The following is an 18917-nucleotide window of genomic DNA, read 5'->3' on the forward strand; positions in this document are numbered from 1 at the left end:
GAGGAGAGAGAATATGCTGAATATAATGAAGAAAGCAAACGCCATGCTGAATAAAGTCTTTACCGGCCTGTCCGTAGCATTGCTGGCGGTGGTGATAGTGGCGACGGCGCTTCAGGTCTTTACCAGATATATTATGAATGCATCCTTATCTGGAACAGACGAAGTAGCCAGATTCGCATTTGTGTGGATGAGTATGATGGGAGCCAGCCTGTGTGTCAGAAACCATGGACATGCAGTCGTCTCCGTTTTGACTGATTCGCTTAAGAATAAGCCAAAAGCGCAGGCCATTCATAGTGTTGCGGTTCAGATACTGATTATGATAGGCGCTGCGGTACTAGTCGTATGCGGCATTCAGCTAGTGATCGCTACGGGAGAACAGAGCAGCGCAGGCCTTGGGATACCGATATCCTACACGTATGCCTGTATTCCTGTGGGCGGAGCAGGTATGGTAATAAATAGTTTTGTAAACATTTTGGAAGAGATATCTTGCAGGAAAGGGGGAGATGCTTCATGAGCCTTACATATGCATTGATTATATTTGCGATCTTACTGATTTTAATATTCTTTGGCGTGCCAATTGCATACAGTATTGAACTGTCCGTGGTTGTGCTGCTTGTCATTACGCATTTGAAGCCACTGATCCTCATTCCCCAGAAATTAGAGATAGGAATGGATACATTCGTCTACCTGGCAATTCCTTTATTTACTCTGGCAGGGTATCTGATGGAGCAGGGAGGGCTATCTGACCGCCTTGTAGACTGTGTGGAGAAGTTGTTTGGCTGGTTTCCTGGAAGCATGGGAACGATAACGATTATATGCTGTCTGTTCTTTGCATCCCTGACGGGATCCGGTCCGGCAACAGTCGCTGCTATAGGCGCGATTATGGTTCCTACGATGCTAAAAAACGGGTATTCCCGGCGGGAAGCCGCCGGACTTCTGGCCGCGGGAGGGGCCCTGGGACCGATTATTCCACCGAGCATTGCGATGATCGTCTATGCGACAACGATGGGCTTGTCCGTACCGGAGATGTTTATGGCCGCCCTGCTTCCAGGCATTCTTCTAGGAGCAGCATTTATTGTTACAAATACGGTGCTGGTAGTCCGCAAGGGAATGAAAGGAGAGCGGCCGCATTTTACGGCAAAAGAACTGGGGAGATCTATCTGGAGGGCGCTGGGGGTTATCTTTCTTCCTATTCTGGTTCTAGGAGGCATCTACGGGGGAATCTTTACGCCTACAGAAGCAGCAACGATTGCTGCCGTATATGCGCTGATACTGGGACTGGCATACCGGGAACTGAATCTCGGGAAGATTATCACTGCCATGAAGAAAACAGTAACGACATCAGCAATGGTTATATTTATTGTCGGAATATCCAATGCATTTGGAACTGTGCTGGCAGCAGCGAATATTCCCAAGACGATTGCCAGCGTGATCATTCCATATCTGAATAGCCGGGTTGTCTATCTGCTGCTTTTGATGGTGCTCCTCTTCCTGGTCGGATGCGTTATGGAGACGGTATCTTCTATTGTAATCCTTGCGCCGATTCTCGTTCCCATCGGCATATCTATGGGAATCAATGAGATGCACCTGGGAATCTTATTCAGCATCTGCCTGATTGTAGGATTTATCACGCCTCCATTCGGACTGAACCTGTTTACATCAGCGGCGACTTCAGAAGTAAGCTTCCAAGAGGTGGTAAAGGGAGTCCTTCCCTATCTGGCGGCGGCTCTGGCCGTGGTAGTGCTGATAGCATTCATTCCGCAGATATCGCTGGCATTGCCTGAACTTTTGGGATACTAAATATTAGAATATATACATAAGGAGTTTGAATCATGAAAGCAATTGTAGTAGATAAAGATTATGGGAGCGTAAGCGCCCGGGAACTTATGGAAGTGCAGGAATCCTATAAGCAGGCTGGCATTGAACTCGAAGCATATCATTTTCAGACAGAGGAAGAAATCATGGAAGGATGCAGAGGTGCAGACGCAATTCTTGCAACGGGCAATCCTCCTATAACCAGAAAAGTTATGGAGGCGCTGCCGGAATTAAAGTTTATACAGAGATTTGGGGCAGGGGTTAATTCCATAGATCTTCATGCAGCGGCAGAGATGGGGAAGATTGTCCTTAATCTTCCTGGATTCTGCGCGAAAGAACTTGCAGATCTTGCAACTGCGATGATTCTGGGATTGATCCGCAATACGGCATATTATGACCGTGAAATTCGCAAGGGAAAATGGCCGAAGTGCCAATATCTTCTTCCGGGGGATGTTCGGGAGATGACCCTTGGCCTATATGGATTCGGCGCGGCAGGACGTTATCTGCATGATATTTTTCATGGAGGATTTGGGACAAAAGTAATCGCATGTGACCCATACGTGACGGAAGACGTAAAAAGACGGTATCCGGATGTAGAATTCGTGGAATTCAATCGAATGCTTAAGGAAAGCGATATCATATCCATTCATGTGGTCCTGACGCCTGAGACAACGCATGTGTTCAACGAAGATGCGTTCCGGCAGATGAAGAAGACATCGATGATTATCAATGTATCCCGCGGCCCGGTGATAGATCAAAAGGCGCTTGCATGGGCGCTTGACGAAGGAGAAATTCTTTATGCGGGACTTGATACGGTAGAAAAGGAGCCGATTGATCCGGATGATCCGCTTCTTCAAATGGATAATGTAATACTTAGCCCTCACAGCGGCTCTTATGGAGCAGGCGCAAAGAAGACACAGATTCAGATGGTGTGCGGCCTGCTTCCGGAGGCAGTGAAAAATGGAAGGATTCCCGCCAGAAATATAGCGAATAAGGGCGTAATAGAAAAAATAACGGAATATGAGTTTGTTTAGAGGAGGAGAGTATAGATGGCAGCAGGATGTAAGATTATAAAAGAGTTTTGCAGACCAGAGAAAGATCTGGTTATGCGCTTTAAAGATATGCCGGTAGCGAATATTGATGATAACATGGGAAGGGTAGCAGCTGTAGACAATTCTATCCTGCCAGTGGGAAAAGGACAGCTTCTTGGTACCGCGTTTACAGTGAGGGTTCCCCAGGGAGATAATCTGATGTTCCATGCGGCTATGGATTTGGCAAAACCCGGGGATGTAATTGTCATTGATGCAGGAGGCTTTGAAGACCGCGCGATATTTGGAGAACTGATGGCATCCTATTGTAAGAAACGAGGAATAAGAGGCATTGTATGTGATGGAGCGATTCGCGACAGAGGAGGCCTTGCGGCAATGGAAGATTTTCCGGTATATGCCAGGGCGACGACGCCTAACGGGCCATATAAGAACGGGCCGGGAGAAATTAATGTGCCAGTATGTATTGGCGGAAAGGTAGTATATCCCGGAGATATCGTGGTGGGAGACGAGGATGGAGTACTCTTTATACGCCCTCAGGATGCCGGCAAAATTGCTGATGCAACCCTTGCAGTTGAAAGGAAAGAGGCAGATATTATGGAACATATTATAAAAGATGGGACCTATATAAGACCTTGGGTGAATAAGAAGCTTGAAGAGATTGGATGCGAGATAGTCGAATAGTCAAAGGGTAAATTTAATACAATGTGGCAAGTCAGGGATGGAGACCTATTAAAAAGGCTTCATCCCTGCTTGGCATTTATCCAGACTATAACGGTAGAAATAGTCCGGCAAAAATGATAAAATTAGAAAGATCTATGAAATCAAGGACAAATTGGAGAATACATATGCAGTTACGCAATGAGATCCCGGATACGTTCTGGGGCCTGTTCCGGTCCGTGAACCGGGAGATATACATTGATGCGCTATTATATATCAATGAAGAATACCAATATAATAACTATTTCCTTACCAAAGAAGCATGCATCCAGGTTTTAGGCGATATGAACGCCAGGAAGCGGTACGAGCTTCAATGGGAAGAAAGCGAGTCGGAATTTGATATGCTGGAGACGCCGTCATCCCGTATCTTGAACTGGCTTCTTCGGACCGGATGGCTTAAACGGATAGAGGATTATAATACGCTGGTGACCAATATCGTGATCCCGGACTATTCCGCCATATTTATTGACGCTTTTGAACGTCTTAGTTCCGAGGATATGGAGGAGACAGACATCTATATTCAGAATGTCTATGCCACGTTATTTTCCTTTCAGAACGATGCCAGAGCCAATCTGGGCATGCTTCGCACTGCCTTGGTGAATACACGCAGGCTTAATAAGGCGCTGCAGGATATGCTCCATAATATGGACAAGTTTTTTGCACGGCTGTTGGATCAAAAGTCTTATGGCGATCTTCTAAGAGAGCATCTGGACGGGTATGTGGAGGAAATCGTCAGGAAGAAGTATCATATCTTGAAGACTTCGGACAATTTCTATATCTATAAGATGGATATTAAGAAGTGCCTGCGCGATATGCGGGAAGATGAAGCGTGGATAGAGCAGGTAAGAGACCGTTCAAGGGCCATGGGAGATACAGGAGAGGATGTATTGGAACTTCTGGATCAGATCGAGAGGGGATTCGATGATATCGAGCACAGAATCGCCAACATGGACAAAGAACATACCAAATACGTCCGCGCGACAGTAACCAGGCTTAACTATCTGCTGAGCGGAGAGTCGGATACGAAAGGCATGGTCATAAAACTTCTGAACCGTATGTCAGAGAGCGCGGATTATGATGAGGTGCTGGCAAAGACAGGGGAGAAGATGAATCTCTCCCTGCTGGAGATCTTATCGGAGAAGTCCTTGTATAAAAGGCGGAAGGGCCGAAGAGACTTTATCAGCCAGATGGAGCCGGATGAAGAGATTGCGGACCTTGACAAGGAAGATGTGCTGAAGCTTAACCGCATCCAGGTACGCTATACCAAGGAACAGATAGAGGCATTCATTGAATCCCACATGAATCAGGACGAGATTATGGATGCGGCTCAGGTAGATATCATGGATGAGGAAACCTTTGAAAAACTGATCTTGGCCTATGATTACAGTACCAGAAGGAGCAGCAAGTACATGGTGCTGGAAGAAGAGCCAAATATGATAGAAAAAGGGCCGTATAAGTATCCGGCGCTGAAGTTTGTAAGGAGAAGATTATGATAGACTATTTTGAACAGCTAAGCCAGGAAGAGCAGGAGGATATCACGGAGGTAATCCAGATCCTGTACCGCCAGACATTTCTGCTGGAGAGGAAGTATGACAAAAGATCCGGGCGCATGCAGTATGTGCGGGAGTATCGGATATGCAGCAAGCATATGGAATTCTTAAGGGCATATTATAAAGTCGCGGGAATTACCTTGAAAGAGAATGCCCATATGGGCCTGATCTATATCCAGGGGGAGGCTTTGTGGGGAGAGAAGTTGCCAAGGCTTGCAACCATCTATCTGCTGGTATTAAAACTCATCTATGATGAGCAGATGGCGGCGGTATCTTCCAGCAGCCATATTGTCACCACGCTGGGGGCAGTCAATGGAAAGGCGGGAGACTTCCGGGTGCTCCACGGTCTGCCTTCTCCTACGGAAATGCGCCGGACCATCGCGCTTCTTAAGAAATATCAGATCATAGAGCCGCTGGACGTTCTGGAGGAATTGAACGAGCACACGAGGCTTATCATATATCCCTGCATTCACGCGGTGCTGATGGGGGATGATATTAAGGAACTGTTAGAGACATTTGGCGAGGAGGAGAACATTGGAGACGAAGCAGCCATTCAAAGCACTCTCGAGGATATGCCTGAATAACTGGCATTATATAGATAAGAAGATACTGACTTTAAGCGAAGGGATTAATTTCTTTACCGGCCATTCTGGAAGCGGCAAGTCTACGGTGATCGACGCGATCCAGATCGTTCTGTATGCCAATACGGATGGCCGCGGGTTCTTTAACAAGGCGGCGGCAGACGATTCTGACCGGAGCCTGATCGAGTACCTGCGGGGCATGGTAAATATCAGTGAGAATAATGAATCCCAGTATCTTAGGAATAAGAACTTTTCCAGCACCATCGTACTGGAACTGGAACAGACCAATACAAGAGAAAAGCAGTGCGTGGGCGTCGTATTTGACGTGGAGACGGCTACCAATGAGATTAGCAGGCTGTTCTTCTGGCATACGGGAGAACTTTTAAATAACCATTACCGTACGGAAAAAAGATGTCTGACGACCATAGAAATGCGGGAGTATCTGCAAAGGACATTTCCGCCGGAAGGATTCTACTGCGGTCCCAGCAATGAGAGATTCCGCCGCCAGCTCTATGACATTTATCTGGGCGGGCTGGACATGGAGAAGTTTCCCAGGCTATTTAAACGGGCGATCCCGTTCCGCATGAATATCAAGCTGGAGGACTTTGTCAAAGAGTATATCTGCATGGAACAGGATATCCAGATTGAGGACCTTCAGGAGAGCGTCATGCAGTATGGACGGATGCAGAATAAGATCGAAGAGACGCAAGAAGAGATCAGAAGGCTTAATCTGATTCGGGAGCAGTATGAGGAATTCTGCAAAGATCACCGGGAAGTGGAAGCCTGCACGTACCAGATTGACCGGCTGGAAGAACTCTGGCTGGAAGCAAAGATCCAGGAATGCCGGGATAAGACGCTGGGACGCCAGGAAGAGATCGGCAAACAGGAAATGGTTAAGGAACAGCTGGAATCACAGGCCAGAATCCTGCAGAAGGAATATGAGGATATAATTCTCAGGATCGCCGACAGCGGATATGCCAATCTGGAGTCAGAACTGGCTGGCATTAATGAGACGCTTGAGAGGCTGGGTGCCAGCAAGGCACGCTGGGGGCAGACGGCCGACCGCCTGAAAGAGTGGAAGCAGCAGGATGTGACGCCCAACCAGACCATCTGGGATATCGACAAATTCGCGGACGGAAGCATTTCTGAAGGAGAACTTGAGAGGCTCAAGGAGAGCCTTCTGGACATTCAGGAAGAATTAGAAGAGCAGTGCCGGGAGGCAGACTCCGACCTGCGCAAGATCAAGAAGGAAGAAAAGGATGCCAGAGAGGAATTGAAGGAACTGAAGCAGGGGAAGAAGGCATATCCCAGGGAACTGGAGGAGGCCAGATACGAACTGCGCAACCGTCTCCACGAGCGATGCGGGAAATTCGTCAACGTACAGATACTGGCAGACCTTCTGGATATTAAGGATGAGCGGTGGCACAATGCCATCGAAGGCTATCTGGGCGGCAATAAGCTGCTGCTTGTGGTGGAGCCGGGCTATGCCAGGGAAGCCATGGACATCTACCAAGGGATGGACAGGAAGAAGTATTACCGTGCGGCTGTTCTGGACACGGAGAAGGTCATGGAGGATGGGCACCAGGCAAAGGCAGGTTCTCTCGCAGAAGAAATTGTGGCAAAAGAGCCCTATGTCAGGGCCTACATCGACTTTTTCCTGGGAAATGTGATGAAATGCGAATCCATAGAGGAACTGCGGGAGCACCGGATTGGAATTACGCCGGACTGCGTCTTGTATCACAGCTATCGTCTGCAGCATATCAATCCGGAGAATTATACCAGAAGGGCCTATATCGGAGAGACGAGTATGCGAAAGCGTATCCGCCAGCTGGAAGAGAAATGCCAGAAACTACAGGAAGAGCGTCTGCCTCTGCAGGAGATGCTGGAGGAAATCCGAAAGACTATGCAGCTGGAAATGCTGATGCAGCCGATCTCCGATTATCTGGGCTGGCTGTCTGATATGGAACAGATTCCGGCAAAAGAACGAAGGAAGAAGCAGATCATAGAGAAAATGCAGCGCTTAAAAGAAGAATCCGTGGATACCTGGAATCGTCAGAAAGAGGAAATCCAGCGGCAGCAGGAGGATAAAAAAGCGCAGATCGATCAGGTGCAGAAGGACATCTGGAACAACCAGAGGGATATTGAACGATTCCGGGAGGAACTTATACAGTCCGAGTCCGCATTGGCGCAGCAGAAGCAAAAGACCGTGGAAAATCCTGTATATGAGCAGGAATTCCAGGAGTACCTTGCAGGGAAGAAATCTTCCAATTATGAATATCTAAAGCGGCAGAGGATTGCGGAGCGCTATCCGAAGCAGGAACGGGAGGAGCAGGCATACCAGAAACTGGTGGACATCCGGGGCGAATACCTGAGGAATTATCCGAACCGTACCTACTCCGCGGCAATCAAGAATAACGAGGCTTACGACAAACTGCTGAACACGCTGCAGTGCGATGATCTGGAAGCCTACCGGGAGTCGGCGAAAGAACAGGCGCGCCAGGCGGTGGAACACTTTAAGGATGACTTTATCTTTAAGATACGAAGCGCCATCCGGGAAGCCTACCAGCGCAGGGACGAGCTGAACCGCATCATTAGCAGGCTGGACTTCGGAAAAGACAAGTATCAGTTCGTAATTACCAGAAATAAAGGGGCCGACGGGAAATATTACAAGATGTTCATGGACGATTCGCTGCAGATCAATCCAAGCCAGCTGACTAATACTATAGACAATCAGCTTAATATGTTCACCATGGAGCATGAGGATCAGTACGGGGACCTGATGAATGAACTGATCAACATCTTCATCCCGCCGGAAAACGCAACCAAGGAAGAACTGGACGAGGCGAAGAAGAACATGGACAAGTATGCAGATTATCGCACCTATCTGTCTTTCGATATGCAGCAGATCGTAAGAGGCGATAAAGATATGACCATCGGTCTTAGCAAGATGATTAAGAAGAACTCCGGCGGCGAGGGACAGAATCCGCTGTACGTAGCGCTTCTTGCCAGTTTCGCGCAAGTTTACCGCATCAACCTATCGCCCAAAATCCACAGAAGCCCCACCATACGGCTGGTCGTACTGGACGAAGCCTTCTCCAAGATGGACGCGGAAAAAGTGGCCAGCTGCATCTCGCTGATCCGGGGACTCGGCTTCCAGGCCATCATCAGCGCCACCAATGATAAGATACAGAATTACCTGGAAAATGTAGATAAGACATTTGTGTATGCCAATCCGAACAAGCGGCATATCTCGATACAGGAATTTGAGAAAAAAGATTTTGGGGAACTGAAAGATTGAAAGATAACACGTAACAATATTAAGATGTGCACGTAACACTTTTCAAAAGTGTTACGTGCACATCTTAATTTTGTTACGTGTCAAACCGCACTAACTGGTGTGTAAAATTGAAAGGAGCGTGCCAGAATGTATACGGTGGAAGTGCCGGAGTTTCAAGGGCTGATAGGCCGTATGCTGGAGACAGGACTTGTGATTGGGCAGGAAAGTTTTTTGATTTAGCTATCTTTTGAAATAAAGAAACTGGAAGAGGTATTGGAAGAAGAACCGCTGCCTTCACCAATGGCAGCGGTTCTTCTTCAATAAGGAACTTTTGAGAGAGGGAAAAACGTTATACGCTTTCTGCGATTTTTTTTGTTATTCTCAGGAATTCATCGATATCTTCCGTGCTGTTGCAATGCAGCGGGGATACGCGGATCGCGCCTTCGATCCCGAGGGCTTCTACGATTCTCTTGGAGTACATGCTGCTTCTTAAGCGCTCGAATACGGTAACGCCGTGATCGAGATATTTCTGTACGCATTCAGAGTACTCGATTCCTTTAATGCCCATGGCGACAATCAGGTCTTTATATGTAAGGTCTTCCATATCTACATATACTTCGACATTATCAATGTGTCTTAAGCCTGGAACTTCGTCGGTTCCTTCCAGCATGCGGTAGAGAAGCGCTCTTTCCTGGAGATGGATCCGGTTCATGCCTTCCACATACAGGGCCCGCTTATCAGCCTTATCGGCATCCTCTAAGAAATGCGCGCCGATGTCGCATACATAGTCGATGACAGCCATCATTGCCGCATAGTTTGCCGGCGCAGGGGTTCCGAGATTCCATACATCCGCTTCTTTATGGATCAGCTTGTGGTGGGGCAGTTTTGCAACACGGTCGGATACATAGGCATAGCCGCAGCCGCGGATTCCGAAGAACTTGTAAGGCGCGAAGTTTGCCACATCTACGCCCCAGTCTTCTACATCAATGACCGCATGCGGCGCATGCTGAACGGCATCGCTGATGACATAGATGTCTGGGTTGATCTCCTTTGCACGGCGCGTGATCTCCTTGATATCCATGATATTTCCGGAAATGTTTGAGGCAGCCATAATGCTTAGAAGGCAGGTGTCTTTATCTACATACTTCATGACTTCGTCAGGATCGATGCCGCCGGTCGCCTTGTCGGCAGGAACTACCCGGAATTCCCGGCCAGTCTTGTTGCAATAGTACTCCACCGCATCATGGGCGGAAGGGTGCTCCAGGGAAGATGTGACCGCGTTGGTTCCCCATTTCACATTTTCCATGATGGCGCCCACAGCCTGGTACATTGCCTGGGAAGCTGAGAGTTCCGTCACCAGCGCGCCGCTTTTTGCGCCGAATACAACTTCCAGAATTTCCTTTGTGCCGTCTTTTACATAAGATTGTAACTCATAGCCTCTTCCACGGACACGCTCCGGACAGTCGGGAAACTGTTCTACCGCGCATTTGACCTCTACCGCCTTTTTAAGCCTTAAAGAGCCGCCGGAGTTTTCAAAAAAGAGCCGGTGGCCATATTCCGGGTCTTCATCCCCATAGTAGAATTGTTCTTTTAAGCTTTTCTGATATTCATCTGAGAATAAGATTCCATGTTCAGTATTCATTTTTCATCCTCCTTATCTGGACGTTTTCATTAACTTTAAATCCATCATAGCACGTAGAATATAAATTGAGAAATGAATAATTTCATTGTATAATATTAATAAAATTTATATTTAACCGTTAATTGGAAAATGTGCAGGATATCGTAGGAGGAAAAAGATGAATCTGTCTGAAATCGAAACTTTTTTAATGATTGTGAAAACGAAAAATATTACAAAAACTGCGGAGAATCTGTTCTTATCCCAGCCCACGGTCAGCCACAGGCTTAAGTCTCTGGAGAATGAGCTTCAGGTGAACCTTATAACAAGGAAGAAAGGCTATAAGCAGATCGAGCTTACCACGCAGGGGGAGGAGTTCATTCCGATTGCAGAGCGCTGGGTATCCATCTGGCAGGAAATGCAGCGTCTCAAGGACAGCCAGGAAAAACTATATCTGACGATCGGATGCACGGACACGCTGAACAGCGCCATTTTATTTGACCTGTACAGGGATATGCTTAATGACAAGGATCAGGTCATGAACCTGCATATCAAGACCCACTATTCCTATGAGGTCTACGGGCTGCTGGAAAACCATGACATAGACTTGGGATTCGTATACCACCATCTGCATTTCAAGAACATCGTGGCGGAGCCGGTCTTAAGGGAGAAGATGTTCCTGATCCAGGCGGCAGATACGGAATTGAAAAAACCAATCATCTATACGGACGAACTGGACCCTGAACGGGAAATATTCGTCAGCTGGGAGGCAAACTATCAGATCTGGCACGACCAGTGGGTTGGCAAAGGAGAGCGGCCACGCCTCCAGGTAGATACCTTTGAATTGTTATTCCACCTTCTTTCCAGCGAGAAAATGTGGGCGATCGCGCCAGTTTCCGTGGTGGACCGCATCCGGAGCCTGCGGCCGGTATATGTAAGCGAGATTGGAAATCCGATCCAGCCGCCAGAGAGGATTACTTATAAAATCAAGCACAAATATCCGAATGAGGCGACCTTGAAAGCAGTACAGCTTTTTGAAGACAAGATGGATGAATATCTGCGCGAAAGGGATTGGGGATATGTTGGATAAATATAGAAAAAGTTAATATATTATAGTTAAATAATTTATTTTATTAAATAATGCCCCTATGCTATACTGTAACCAATCAATAAAAAAGAGCGAAAAAAAACGGGTAAAATAGTAATATTATACAAAAAGGAGGATGCCGGATGGAAGCAAAATTTCTAATATCAGGTGATTCAGCTATTTCTGTCCAGATGGGTAGCGAGATCAGCCTGGAAGTAAACCAGCTGGTGCGCATGCTTTTTCTGGACCTTACGAAGAATCCTATAGAAGGGATTGTGGAAATGGTTCCTACATACGCTTCTTTGATGGTTCATTACCGGCCTGAGAAGATTCGGTACGATCAACTCAAAGAAGAGATAGAGAGACGGCTTCTTAGCATGGAGCAGGTGGAGGAGGAATCCCATATTGTCAAGGAGATACCCATCTGCTACGGCGGAGAGCTGGGACCGGATCTTGAGGACTGCGCTGCTTATGAAAATGTATCCGTTGAAGAATTCATCCGCATGCATTCCGGGCACGAATACTATTCGTATATGTTAGGCTTTGCGCCGGGACATGCCTATATGGCAAGATTCGAAGAGCCCTTTCATTTTAAGCGAAGGGAGACGCCAAGAGTCAGAATTCCGGGACAGTCCATTGTAGTCCAGTTGAATCTGTCTAACCTGATTCCTTTTGACCAGCCCTGCGGATGGAATATCATAGGCGCAACGCCGCTTACAATCTGTGATTATACAAAGGAAGACCCGTTCCTGGTACACGCTGGGGAGTGGGTAAGATACGTGCCGGTAAGCCTGCGGGAGTATCACAAGATCAAAGAGGATGTAAGAAAAGGAACCTATCGTCTGAAAACATATACAAAGGCGGTGAGATAATGGGAATTATAGTTGAGAATCCAGGGATACTGACTACGGTGCAGGATGAGGGAAGGTTTGGCTTCCAGCAGTTCGGCGTATCGCCGGCAGGGCCGATGGACACCCAGTCCTTTTATCTGGCCAACATCCTGGCAGGGAATAAAAGAAGCGAAGGCGTGCTGGAAATGACGTTTTCCGGCCCGACGTTAAGGTTTGAAAAGGATAATATCATAGCAATTACCGGCGCGAGCATGTCGCCCTGCGTGAATGGGAATCCGATACCGATGTACCGGGCGGTGCTTGTAAGAGCCGGGGAAACGCTTTCCTTTGGCATGACCAATGGGAATGGAAGCAGGGCTTACCTTGCATTTGCAGGAGGCCTGGACGTACCGCTTGTCATGGGAAGCAAATCCACGCTGATGAGAAACCAGCTGGGAGGCATAGAGGGACGGAAACTGGAAAAGGGAGACTCCATTGGATTCGTAAGTCCGAAGACAACGCTTCCGAATATGGAGATGCGTAAGCTTGAGCCGGAAGTATTTCCGAAAAAGGAATTGACTCTCAGAGTAGTGACCGGCCCGCAGGATACGGATTTTACCGAGGAAGAGTTAAGGCGCTTCTTCTGGTATGGTGCAGAGATCACCAATGAATTTGATCGTATGGGATGCAGGCTTCAAAGGGAAGAGCCGCTTAAGCACATCGGCGACGGCAATATCATTACCGACGGAATCGCATTTGGCTCGATCCAGGTACCTTCGAATGGGCAGCCGATCATTATGCTGGCAGACCGGCAGAGCACGGGCGGCTACAGCAAGATCGGAACCGTCATTTCCGTGGATTTGCCGAAACTGACACAGAGCGTGCCGGGATACAGAGTGCGTTTCGTAAGGATCGGCATTGAGCTGGCGCAGAATCTTTATATAAGGCGGCAGCAGAAATTAAGGAACCTGGAGAAGCAGTTAGGAAAATAGGGTTAATATTGGAGACTGAGAAGATCATAGATTTGATTCATGAAATAGAGAGTTCCAGTATCACGGACTTTGCACTTCAGAAGGGAGAGTTCCGGATCTCAATTAAAAAGGAAGGGACTAAGGAACCGAAGGCAGAGGATGACAGGACAATAGATATAGAAGAAAGAGGCAATCGCAAGCGAGAAACTCAGGAACAGGATGTCCTGATAGAAGAGGGCACGATGATAAGGTCCCCGCTGGTAGGAGTCTTCCATGCAGCCAAAACACAGGATGGTGAAGCGCAAGTGGCGATCGGCAGCCATATTGATGAGGGGCAGATCCTGGGAGCGATAGAAGCAATGAAACTGATGAATGACGTAGTGGCAGCTTGTTCCGGTACTGTAGCGGAGGTCCTGGTTAAGGATGGAGACTTGGTGGAGTACGGACAGCCATTATTTGTGATCGAGGGATAAAAGTCATGTTTAGAAAAATACTGATTGCCAACCGGGGCGAGATAGCGGTGCGGATTATCCGCGCCTGCCGGGAAATGGGAATCCGTACGGTGGCGGTATACTCGCAGGCGGATGAGGCGGCAATGCATACAAGGCTTGCAGATGAAGCGGTCTGCATCGGGCCGGCGGCCCCTCTTAAGAGTTATCTGGATATGAGCCAGATTCTCGCGGCAGCCATAGCCACAAAAGCGGAAGCAATACATCCCGGATTCGGATTCCTGTCGGAAAATGCAGAGTTTGCAAAACGGTGCGAAGAATATGGAATTGCCTTTATCGGACCGAGCGGCCATCTGATTGAAAAGATGGGAAATAAGTCTGAGGCGAAAAGAACTATGAAAGAGGCCGGCGTGCCGGTGGTGCCAGGGACGGAACTGCCGGTGTATGAAGAAGCGGAAGCGATTGCAAAGGCCAGGGAGATCGGATATCCGGTCATGATAAAGGCCTCTTCCGGCGGAGGGGGCAAGGGAATGCGGCTTGCCTATTCTGAGGAAGAGTTTGCGGCGGCATTTCATACGGCCCAGCAGGAATCGATCAGCGCATTTGGCGATCATACCATGTACCTGGAACGCTATATCCAGTCCCCGCGCCATATCGAGGTTCAGATTATGGCGGATAAATATGGGAATGTAGTGCATCTGGGAGAACGTGACTGTTCCATACAGAGGCGGCACCAGAAGATGATAGAAGAATCACCCTGCGCCTTTATTTCCCCGGAATTAAGGGAGCGGCTGGGAGATACGGCAGTACGCGCTGCCAAGGCAGTGGGGTATGAAAATGCTGGAACGATAGAGTTTCTGGTAGACCGGTCCGGAGAGTTCTTCTTTATGGAGATGAATACCAGGATTCAGGTGGAACATCCGATCAGCGAGCTGGTTTCCGGAGTGGACTTGATCCGGGAGCAGATCCGGGTGGCGGCAGGCCTTACGCTCAGCGTAAAGCAGGAAGATATCGTTCTTCGAGGGCATGCCATCGAGTGCCGGATCAATGCGGAAGACCCGGTACACAACTTCATGCCCTGCCCGGGGACTATAAGGAAGATGCATCTTCCGGGAGGAAATGGCATCCGGATGGATACGGCCATATATCCCGGATATACCATACCGCCTTATTATGATTCCATGATCGTCAAAGTCATTGCCTATGACAGCGACAGGCAGGGAGCGATCCGCAAGATGATCAGCACGCTGGGAGAATTGGAGATTGAAGGGATCCAGACAAACTTGAATTTCCAGTACGATGTGCTGAATCAGCCGGATTTCCAGAATGGAATGTTTGATACGGATTTTATAGCCAGTCATTATGACTTGTAAATAAAAAATAATACGAAAATGGATATGTGAAAATGGAGGGAATCAGAATGAAAATTGTAGTATTGGATGGTTACACTTTAAACCCTGGCGATATCAGCTGGGTAGGATTGGAGGCATTGGGAGAGGTTACCGTATATGATCGTACCAAGCCGGAAGAAGTGGTGGAAAGAATCGGCGACGCAGAGGTGGTATATACCAATAAGACGCCTATCACAAGGGATACATTGGATCAATGCGGGAATATTCGTTTTATCGGGGTCCTTGCAACCGGATATAATATCATAGACATAGAGGCTGCAAAGGAAAAAGGAATTCCGGTATCCAACATCCCTACATATGGAACTGCAGCAGTATCCCAGTTTGCCATCGCGCTGCTTCTGGAATTATGCCACCATATCGGGGAGCATTCCGATGCAGTGAAGAATGGAGAATGGACCAGCAATCCGGATTGGTGCTTCTGGAAACATCCGCTGGTAGAACTGGCAGGAAAGACCATGGGAATTATCGGATTCGGAAGAATCGGGCAGGATACGGGAAAGATCGCACAGGCGCTTGGAATGAAGGTGCTGGCATTCGACGCATATAAAAGGCCGGAGCTGGAGAGCGAGACTTGCCGCTACGCAGACCTGGATACGCTGCTTGCCGAGTCGGACGTGATCTCTCTTCATTGCCCGTTATTCCCGGATACCGAAGGTATCATCAACAAGGATACGATTGCCAAGATGAAGACCGGAGTCATGATTATCAACGATTCCAGAGGGCCGCTGATCGTAGAAGAGGACTTAAGGGATGCGCTTAACAGTGGAAAAGTGGCAGGAGCCGCACTGGATGTAGTATCTACAGAACCAATCAAGATGGATAATCCGCTTCTTAGCGCCAAGAATGTAATACTTACTCCTCATATCGCGTGGGCTCCGAAGGAATCACGCCAGAGGCTGATGGATATCGCGGTTGAAAATCTCCAGTGCTTTGTGGATGGAGCGCCGCAGAACGTGGTGAACAAATAGATTGCTGTAAATGCTCGTTAAGAAGAAAGGAGTCAAGGATATGTACAGTGTGGATTTGAACAGTGATATGGGAGAAAGCTTCGGAGCATACAAACTGGGTGGAGATGAAGACATCATCCAGTATGTGACGACGGCAAACGTAGCCTGCGGATGGCATGCGGGAGATCCCATGGTTATGGATAAAGTAGTGCGTATGGCGAAGGAACGGGGAGTCATGGTGGGTGCTCACCCGGGATACCCGGATCTCATGGGATTTGGACGCAGGAAGATGGTATTATCCTTCCAGGAAGTAAAGAACTATGTGAAATACCAGATCGGCGCGCTGTCCGCATTTACCCAGAGCCAGGGAATGAAACTGCAGCATGTGGCGCCTCACGGGGCAATGGGAAACCAGTGCCAGTACGATGAGGAGATATCCACGGCGATCGTAGAGGCAGTGGCTGAATTCGACAAGGATCTGATCATCTACTACTGTGCAGGCGCAGTGCTGGGACAGATCGCCGAGAGCAAAGGGCTGCGCACGGCTTCCGAAATCTTCGCGGACCGGGCATATATGGATGACCTGTCCTTGGTGCCAAGAAAGATGGAAGGCTCTATGATCACGGATGAAGAGGTTGCGATCAGCAGATGCGTCCGTATGATCAAGGAAGGCAAGGTGACTTCCATTAACGGCAAAGAACTGGATATTAAGGGAGATACCCTCTGCGTGCACGGGGACGGCCCGAAAGCGCTGGCATTTGTCCAGAAGATCCGGGAAACGTTTGCGAAAGAAGGCATCGAGATTAAGCATTTGTAGGAAAACGATGCAGAAGCACCGGAGTTAAATCAATGAATATATAGTTGAAGGAATATCAACGTTGATTAATTCCGGTGCTTTTTGCAGCCTTTTTTCCTCAAAAATACATAAAGATGATGAAGGAGTGAAACAAAAAATGAGTAAAGAAACTACCAAAAAAGAACCAATGTCCGTGGTAAAGAAAATGATGATCGCCCTGGTTGGCGGCTTGGTCGTAGGCATAGGCTTCCTGCTGCTGCGCCAGCATCTGACGACTTCAGGAAATGAAGCCGCATGGACGGTTATCAACAAGCTTCTCTTCCAGGATATCACGGTGGAGGAAGGCGTCGGGGCGGTCGGCATCTTCTATATCGTAGGCCAGGTATTCATGAGAGGCCTGCAGCTTGCGATCGTACCGCTGGTTCTGGTGTCCTTAAGCCTTGCCATGTGCAGCATTTCCAACTCTACGAAACTTGGAAGGATCGCCGGACGTACGTTGGCAGGATTCTTCAGTTTCTATGTATGCGGCGCATTTCTTGGATGCGCGGTAGCGTATGCGGTAAAGTCTCTTGGATTTTTCGATGTCACGCTGCCAAGCGAGGCAGTTACGGAAGCATCCACGATCGATGCATTTAATCCGCTGGCGACCATCGTAAATGCAGTGCCCTCCAATATTACGGAGGCATTCAGCACCAACAACAGCATTCTGGCGGTCGTAGTCGTGGCGATTATCATCGGCCTGTGCATGAACAAGCTTGGAGAGAAAGCCGAGCCGTTAAAGAAAGTGCTGGAGAGCGGAAATGAAGTAATCCAGATGTACCTGACCTTCCTGATCAACAAAGTAGGGCCCATCGCAATCTTCTGCCTGATCTCCCGGACATTTGCGATATACGGCGTGGAATACCTTGCGCCGGCTGCCGCTTATGTTGTGTCAGCAATGGCGACATTACTCCTGCTGGTTGTTACGCTCTATCCAGTCGGCATATACCTGACAACCCGGATGAATCCGTTCAAGTTCCTGAAGAAGATCGCAAAAGTCGGCGTATTCGGATTCTCCACCAATTCTTCCGCAGCATGCCTGCCGCTAAATACCAGGACCTGTATTGATGAATTGGGATGCAGCGATGAGATTACCAGTTTCGTGCTTCCGACGGGTATGACCATCAACATGAACGGAACCACCGTTATGCATATGTTTGCAGTTACATTTATCGCGACCTCCGCAGGAATCAATGTTACGCCTGCCAACCTGGTTGTCATGGCATTCCTGTCCATCTGCGCGGCAGCAGGAACACCGGCCATCCCAATTGCGGGAACAACGATGATCTTCACCGTATTATCCGGCATGGGCTGGACCACGGAAGCCTGCCTGATCGGATACGCATTGGTAGTCGCTATCAACCGACCGGTTGAAATGGCGCTGCTACCACTGAACGTTATCGGCGATGCAGCGACGAACGTGATCGTTAATGCGAAAGAAAAAGAACTGAATAAAGAAGTTTACAACGGGTAAAGAGGAAAGAGATGACACGTAACATTTTTAAGTTATGCACGTAACAAAACTTAAAAGTGTTACGTGTTAACTATATATAAAGGGTGTGCCAAACTGACAAATACCCCGTGCAAAATTGAAAATACTGGTGTGTCAAATTGATAATTTAAGTGAAATAAATCATATCGTCGCAGGAAAATTTAGTTGCTAGGTCATTTCTGCAAAATTTTATTTGGATAAATATTTCTATTAAACTTAACAATCAATTTTGCGCAGGAGTTTTTCAATTTTGCACGGGGTATTTGTCGTTTTGGCACACCAGTTAT

General features: G+C 48.1%; 16 protein-coding genes. 15 read left to right on the top strand and 1 reads right to left on the bottom strand.

What is annotated here, in order from left to right:
• Nucleotides 1-13 precede the first annotated feature (13 nt).
• The 7 genes from K0036_RS00200 to K0036_RS00230 all read left to right on the top strand — a co-directional run bounded on the left by K0036_RS00200 (nucleotide 14) and on the right by K0036_RS00230 (nucleotide 9010).
• A complete protein-coding gene (locus K0036_RS00200) occupies nucleotides 14-514 on the top strand; it encodes a TRAP transporter small permease (protein WP_220430418.1) in 501 nt (166 codons plus the stop codon).
• Entirely contained in the window at nucleotides 511-1800 is a 1290-nt protein-coding gene (locus tag K0036_RS00205) for a TRAP transporter large permease (RefSeq protein WP_220430419.1), read from the top strand. Before K0036_RS00200 ends, K0036_RS00205 begins: the two co-directional genes overlap by 4 nt.
• A 32-nt stretch (nucleotides 1801-1832) precedes the next feature.
• Nucleotides 1833-2849 (top strand): C-terminal binding protein, encoded by a 1017-nt coding sequence (locus tag K0036_RS00210; RefSeq protein ID WP_220430420.1) that lies wholly within the window; start codon nucleotides 1833-1835, stop codon nucleotides 2847-2849.
• A gap of 15 nt (nucleotides 2850-2864) precedes the next feature.
• Nucleotides 2865-3545, top strand: coding sequence for an RraA family protein (locus tag K0036_RS00215; RefSeq protein WP_220430421.1), 681 nt, complete (start codon nucleotides 2865-2867; stop codon nucleotides 3543-3545).
• A 164-nt stretch (nucleotides 3546-3709) separates the two neighbouring features.
• On the top strand, nucleotides 3710-5074 hold the full coding sequence (locus K0036_RS00220) for a Wadjet anti-phage system protein JetA family protein (RefSeq protein ID WP_220430422.1): 1365 nt from the start codon (nucleotides 3710-3712) through the stop codon (nucleotides 5072-5074).
• The gene (locus K0036_RS00225) at nucleotides 5071-5715 is read left to right on the top strand and encodes a DUF4194 domain-containing protein (protein ID WP_025646341.1); all 645 of its coding nucleotides are present in this window, start codon (nucleotides 5071-5073) and stop codon (nucleotides 5713-5715) included. The genes K0036_RS00220 and K0036_RS00225 overlap by 4 nt, the downstream gene beginning before the upstream one ends.
• Nucleotides 5666-9010, top strand: a complete 3345-nt coding sequence (locus K0036_RS00230; RefSeq protein WP_220430423.1) for an ATP-binding protein — start codon at nucleotides 5666-5668, stop codon at nucleotides 9008-9010. The genes K0036_RS00225 and K0036_RS00230 overlap by 50 nt, the downstream gene beginning before the upstream one ends.
• A 328-nt stretch (nucleotides 9011-9338) precedes the next feature.
• Here the strand turns inward: K0036_RS00230 and K0036_RS00235 are convergent, their stop codons facing one another.
• Complete coding sequence (locus K0036_RS00235; RefSeq protein WP_220430424.1) at nucleotides 9339-10631, bottom strand: aminotransferase class V-fold PLP-dependent enzyme; 1293 nt, start codon at nucleotides 10629-10631, stop codon at nucleotides 9339-9341.
• A 157-nt stretch (nucleotides 10632-10788) separates the two neighbouring features.
• Here K0036_RS00235 and K0036_RS00240 point away from each other — a divergent pair, with 157 nt between their 5' ends.
• From K0036_RS00240 to K0036_RS00275, 8 genes are all read left to right on the top strand, one after another.
• Nucleotides 10789-11697 carry a LysR family transcriptional regulator gene (locus tag K0036_RS00240; protein ID WP_025646334.1) on the top strand — a complete coding sequence of 303 codons (909 nt, stop codon included), beginning with the start codon at nucleotides 10789-10791 and terminating at the stop codon, nucleotides 11695-11697.
• Between the two features lie 140 nt (nucleotides 11698-11837).
• Nucleotides 11838-12566: a 5-oxoprolinase subunit PxpB gene (gene pxpB, locus K0036_RS00245; RefSeq protein WP_025646332.1), complete on the top strand. Its 729-nt coding sequence runs from the start codon at nucleotides 11838-11840 to the stop codon at nucleotides 12564-12566.
• Nucleotides 12566-13516, top strand: coding sequence for a biotin-dependent carboxyltransferase family protein (locus tag K0036_RS00250; protein ID WP_220430425.1), 951 nt, complete (start codon nucleotides 12566-12568; stop codon nucleotides 13514-13516). Before pxpB ends, K0036_RS00250 begins: the two co-directional genes overlap by 1 nt.
• Nucleotides 13517-13548: 32 nt before the next feature.
• The gene (locus tag K0036_RS00255; protein ID WP_220430426.1) at nucleotides 13549-13968 is read left to right on the top strand and encodes an acetyl-CoA carboxylase biotin carboxyl carrier protein; all 420 of its coding nucleotides are present in this window, start codon (nucleotides 13549-13551) and stop codon (nucleotides 13966-13968) included.
• A 5-nt stretch (nucleotides 13969-13973) separates the two neighbouring features.
• Nucleotides 13974-15317, top strand: coding sequence for an acetyl-CoA carboxylase biotin carboxylase subunit (accC, locus tag K0036_RS00260; protein WP_220430427.1), 1344 nt, complete (start codon nucleotides 13974-13976; stop codon nucleotides 15315-15317).
• 47 nt (nucleotides 15318-15364) lie between these two features.
• Nucleotides 15365-16324, top strand: a complete 960-nt coding sequence (locus K0036_RS00265; protein ID WP_220430428.1) for a D-2-hydroxyacid dehydrogenase — start codon at nucleotides 15365-15367, stop codon at nucleotides 16322-16324.
• A 40-nt stretch (nucleotides 16325-16364) separates the two neighbouring features.
• Complete coding sequence (locus tag K0036_RS00270; RefSeq protein WP_220430429.1) at nucleotides 16365-17120, top strand: LamB/YcsF family protein; 756 nt, start codon at nucleotides 16365-16367, stop codon at nucleotides 17118-17120.
• A gap of 136 nt (nucleotides 17121-17256) precedes the next feature.
• Nucleotides 17257-18612, top strand: coding sequence for a dicarboxylate/amino acid:cation symporter (locus tag K0036_RS00275; protein WP_173694684.1), 1356 nt, complete (start codon nucleotides 17257-17259; stop codon nucleotides 18610-18612).
• Nucleotides 18613-18917 lie beyond the last annotated feature (305 nt).

Source organism: [Clostridium] scindens (assembly GCF_019597925.1).
Classification (GTDB): Bacteria; Bacillota; Clostridia; order Lachnospirales; family Lachnospiraceae; genus Clostridium_AP.

Excerpts from the sequence above, each read along its gene's own strand:
- K0036_RS00200 (WP_220430418.1), top strand. The coding sequence starts at position 14 with ATGCTGAATATAATGAAGAAAGCAAACGCCATGCTGAATAAAGTCTTT.
- K0036_RS00205 (WP_220430419.1), top strand. The coding sequence starts at position 511 with ATGAGCCTTACATATGCATTGATTATATTTGCGATCTTACTGATTTTA.
- K0036_RS00210 (WP_220430420.1), top strand. The coding sequence starts at position 1,833 with ATGAAAGCAATTGTAGTAGATAAAGATTATGGGAGCGTAAGCGCCCGG.
- K0036_RS00215 (WP_220430421.1), top strand. The coding sequence starts at position 2,865 with ATGGCAGCAGGATGTAAGATTATAAAAGAGTTTTGCAGACCAGAGAAA.
- K0036_RS00220 (WP_220430422.1), top strand. The coding sequence starts at position 3,710 with ATGCAGTTACGCAATGAGATCCCGGATACGTTCTGGGGCCTGTTCCGG.
- K0036_RS00225 (WP_025646341.1), top strand. The coding sequence starts at position 5,071 with ATGATAGACTATTTTGAACAGCTAAGCCAGGAAGAGCAGGAGGATATC.
- K0036_RS00235 (WP_220430424.1), bottom strand. The coding sequence starts at position 10,631 with ATGAATACTGAACATGGAATCTTATTCTCAGATGAATATCAGAAAAGC.
- K0036_RS00240 (WP_025646334.1), top strand. The coding sequence starts at position 10,789 with ATGAATCTGTCTGAAATCGAAACTTTTTTAATGATTGTGAAAACGAAA.
- pxpB (WP_025646332.1), top strand. The coding sequence starts at position 11,838 with ATGGAAGCAAAATTTCTAATATCAGGTGATTCAGCTATTTCTGTCCAG.
- K0036_RS00250 (WP_220430425.1), top strand. The coding sequence starts at position 12,566 with ATGGGAATTATAGTTGAGAATCCAGGGATACTGACTACGGTGCAGGAT.
- accC (WP_220430427.1), top strand. The coding sequence starts at position 13,974 with ATGTTTAGAAAAATACTGATTGCCAACCGGGGCGAGATAGCGGTGCGG.
- K0036_RS00265 (WP_220430428.1), top strand. The coding sequence starts at position 15,365 with ATGAAAATTGTAGTATTGGATGGTTACACTTTAAACCCTGGCGATATC.
- K0036_RS00270 (WP_220430429.1), top strand. The coding sequence starts at position 16,365 with ATGTACAGTGTGGATTTGAACAGTGATATGGGAGAAAGCTTCGGAGCA.
- K0036_RS00275 (WP_173694684.1), top strand. The coding sequence starts at position 17,257 with ATGAGTAAAGAAACTACCAAAAAAGAACCAATGTCCGTGGTAAAGAAA.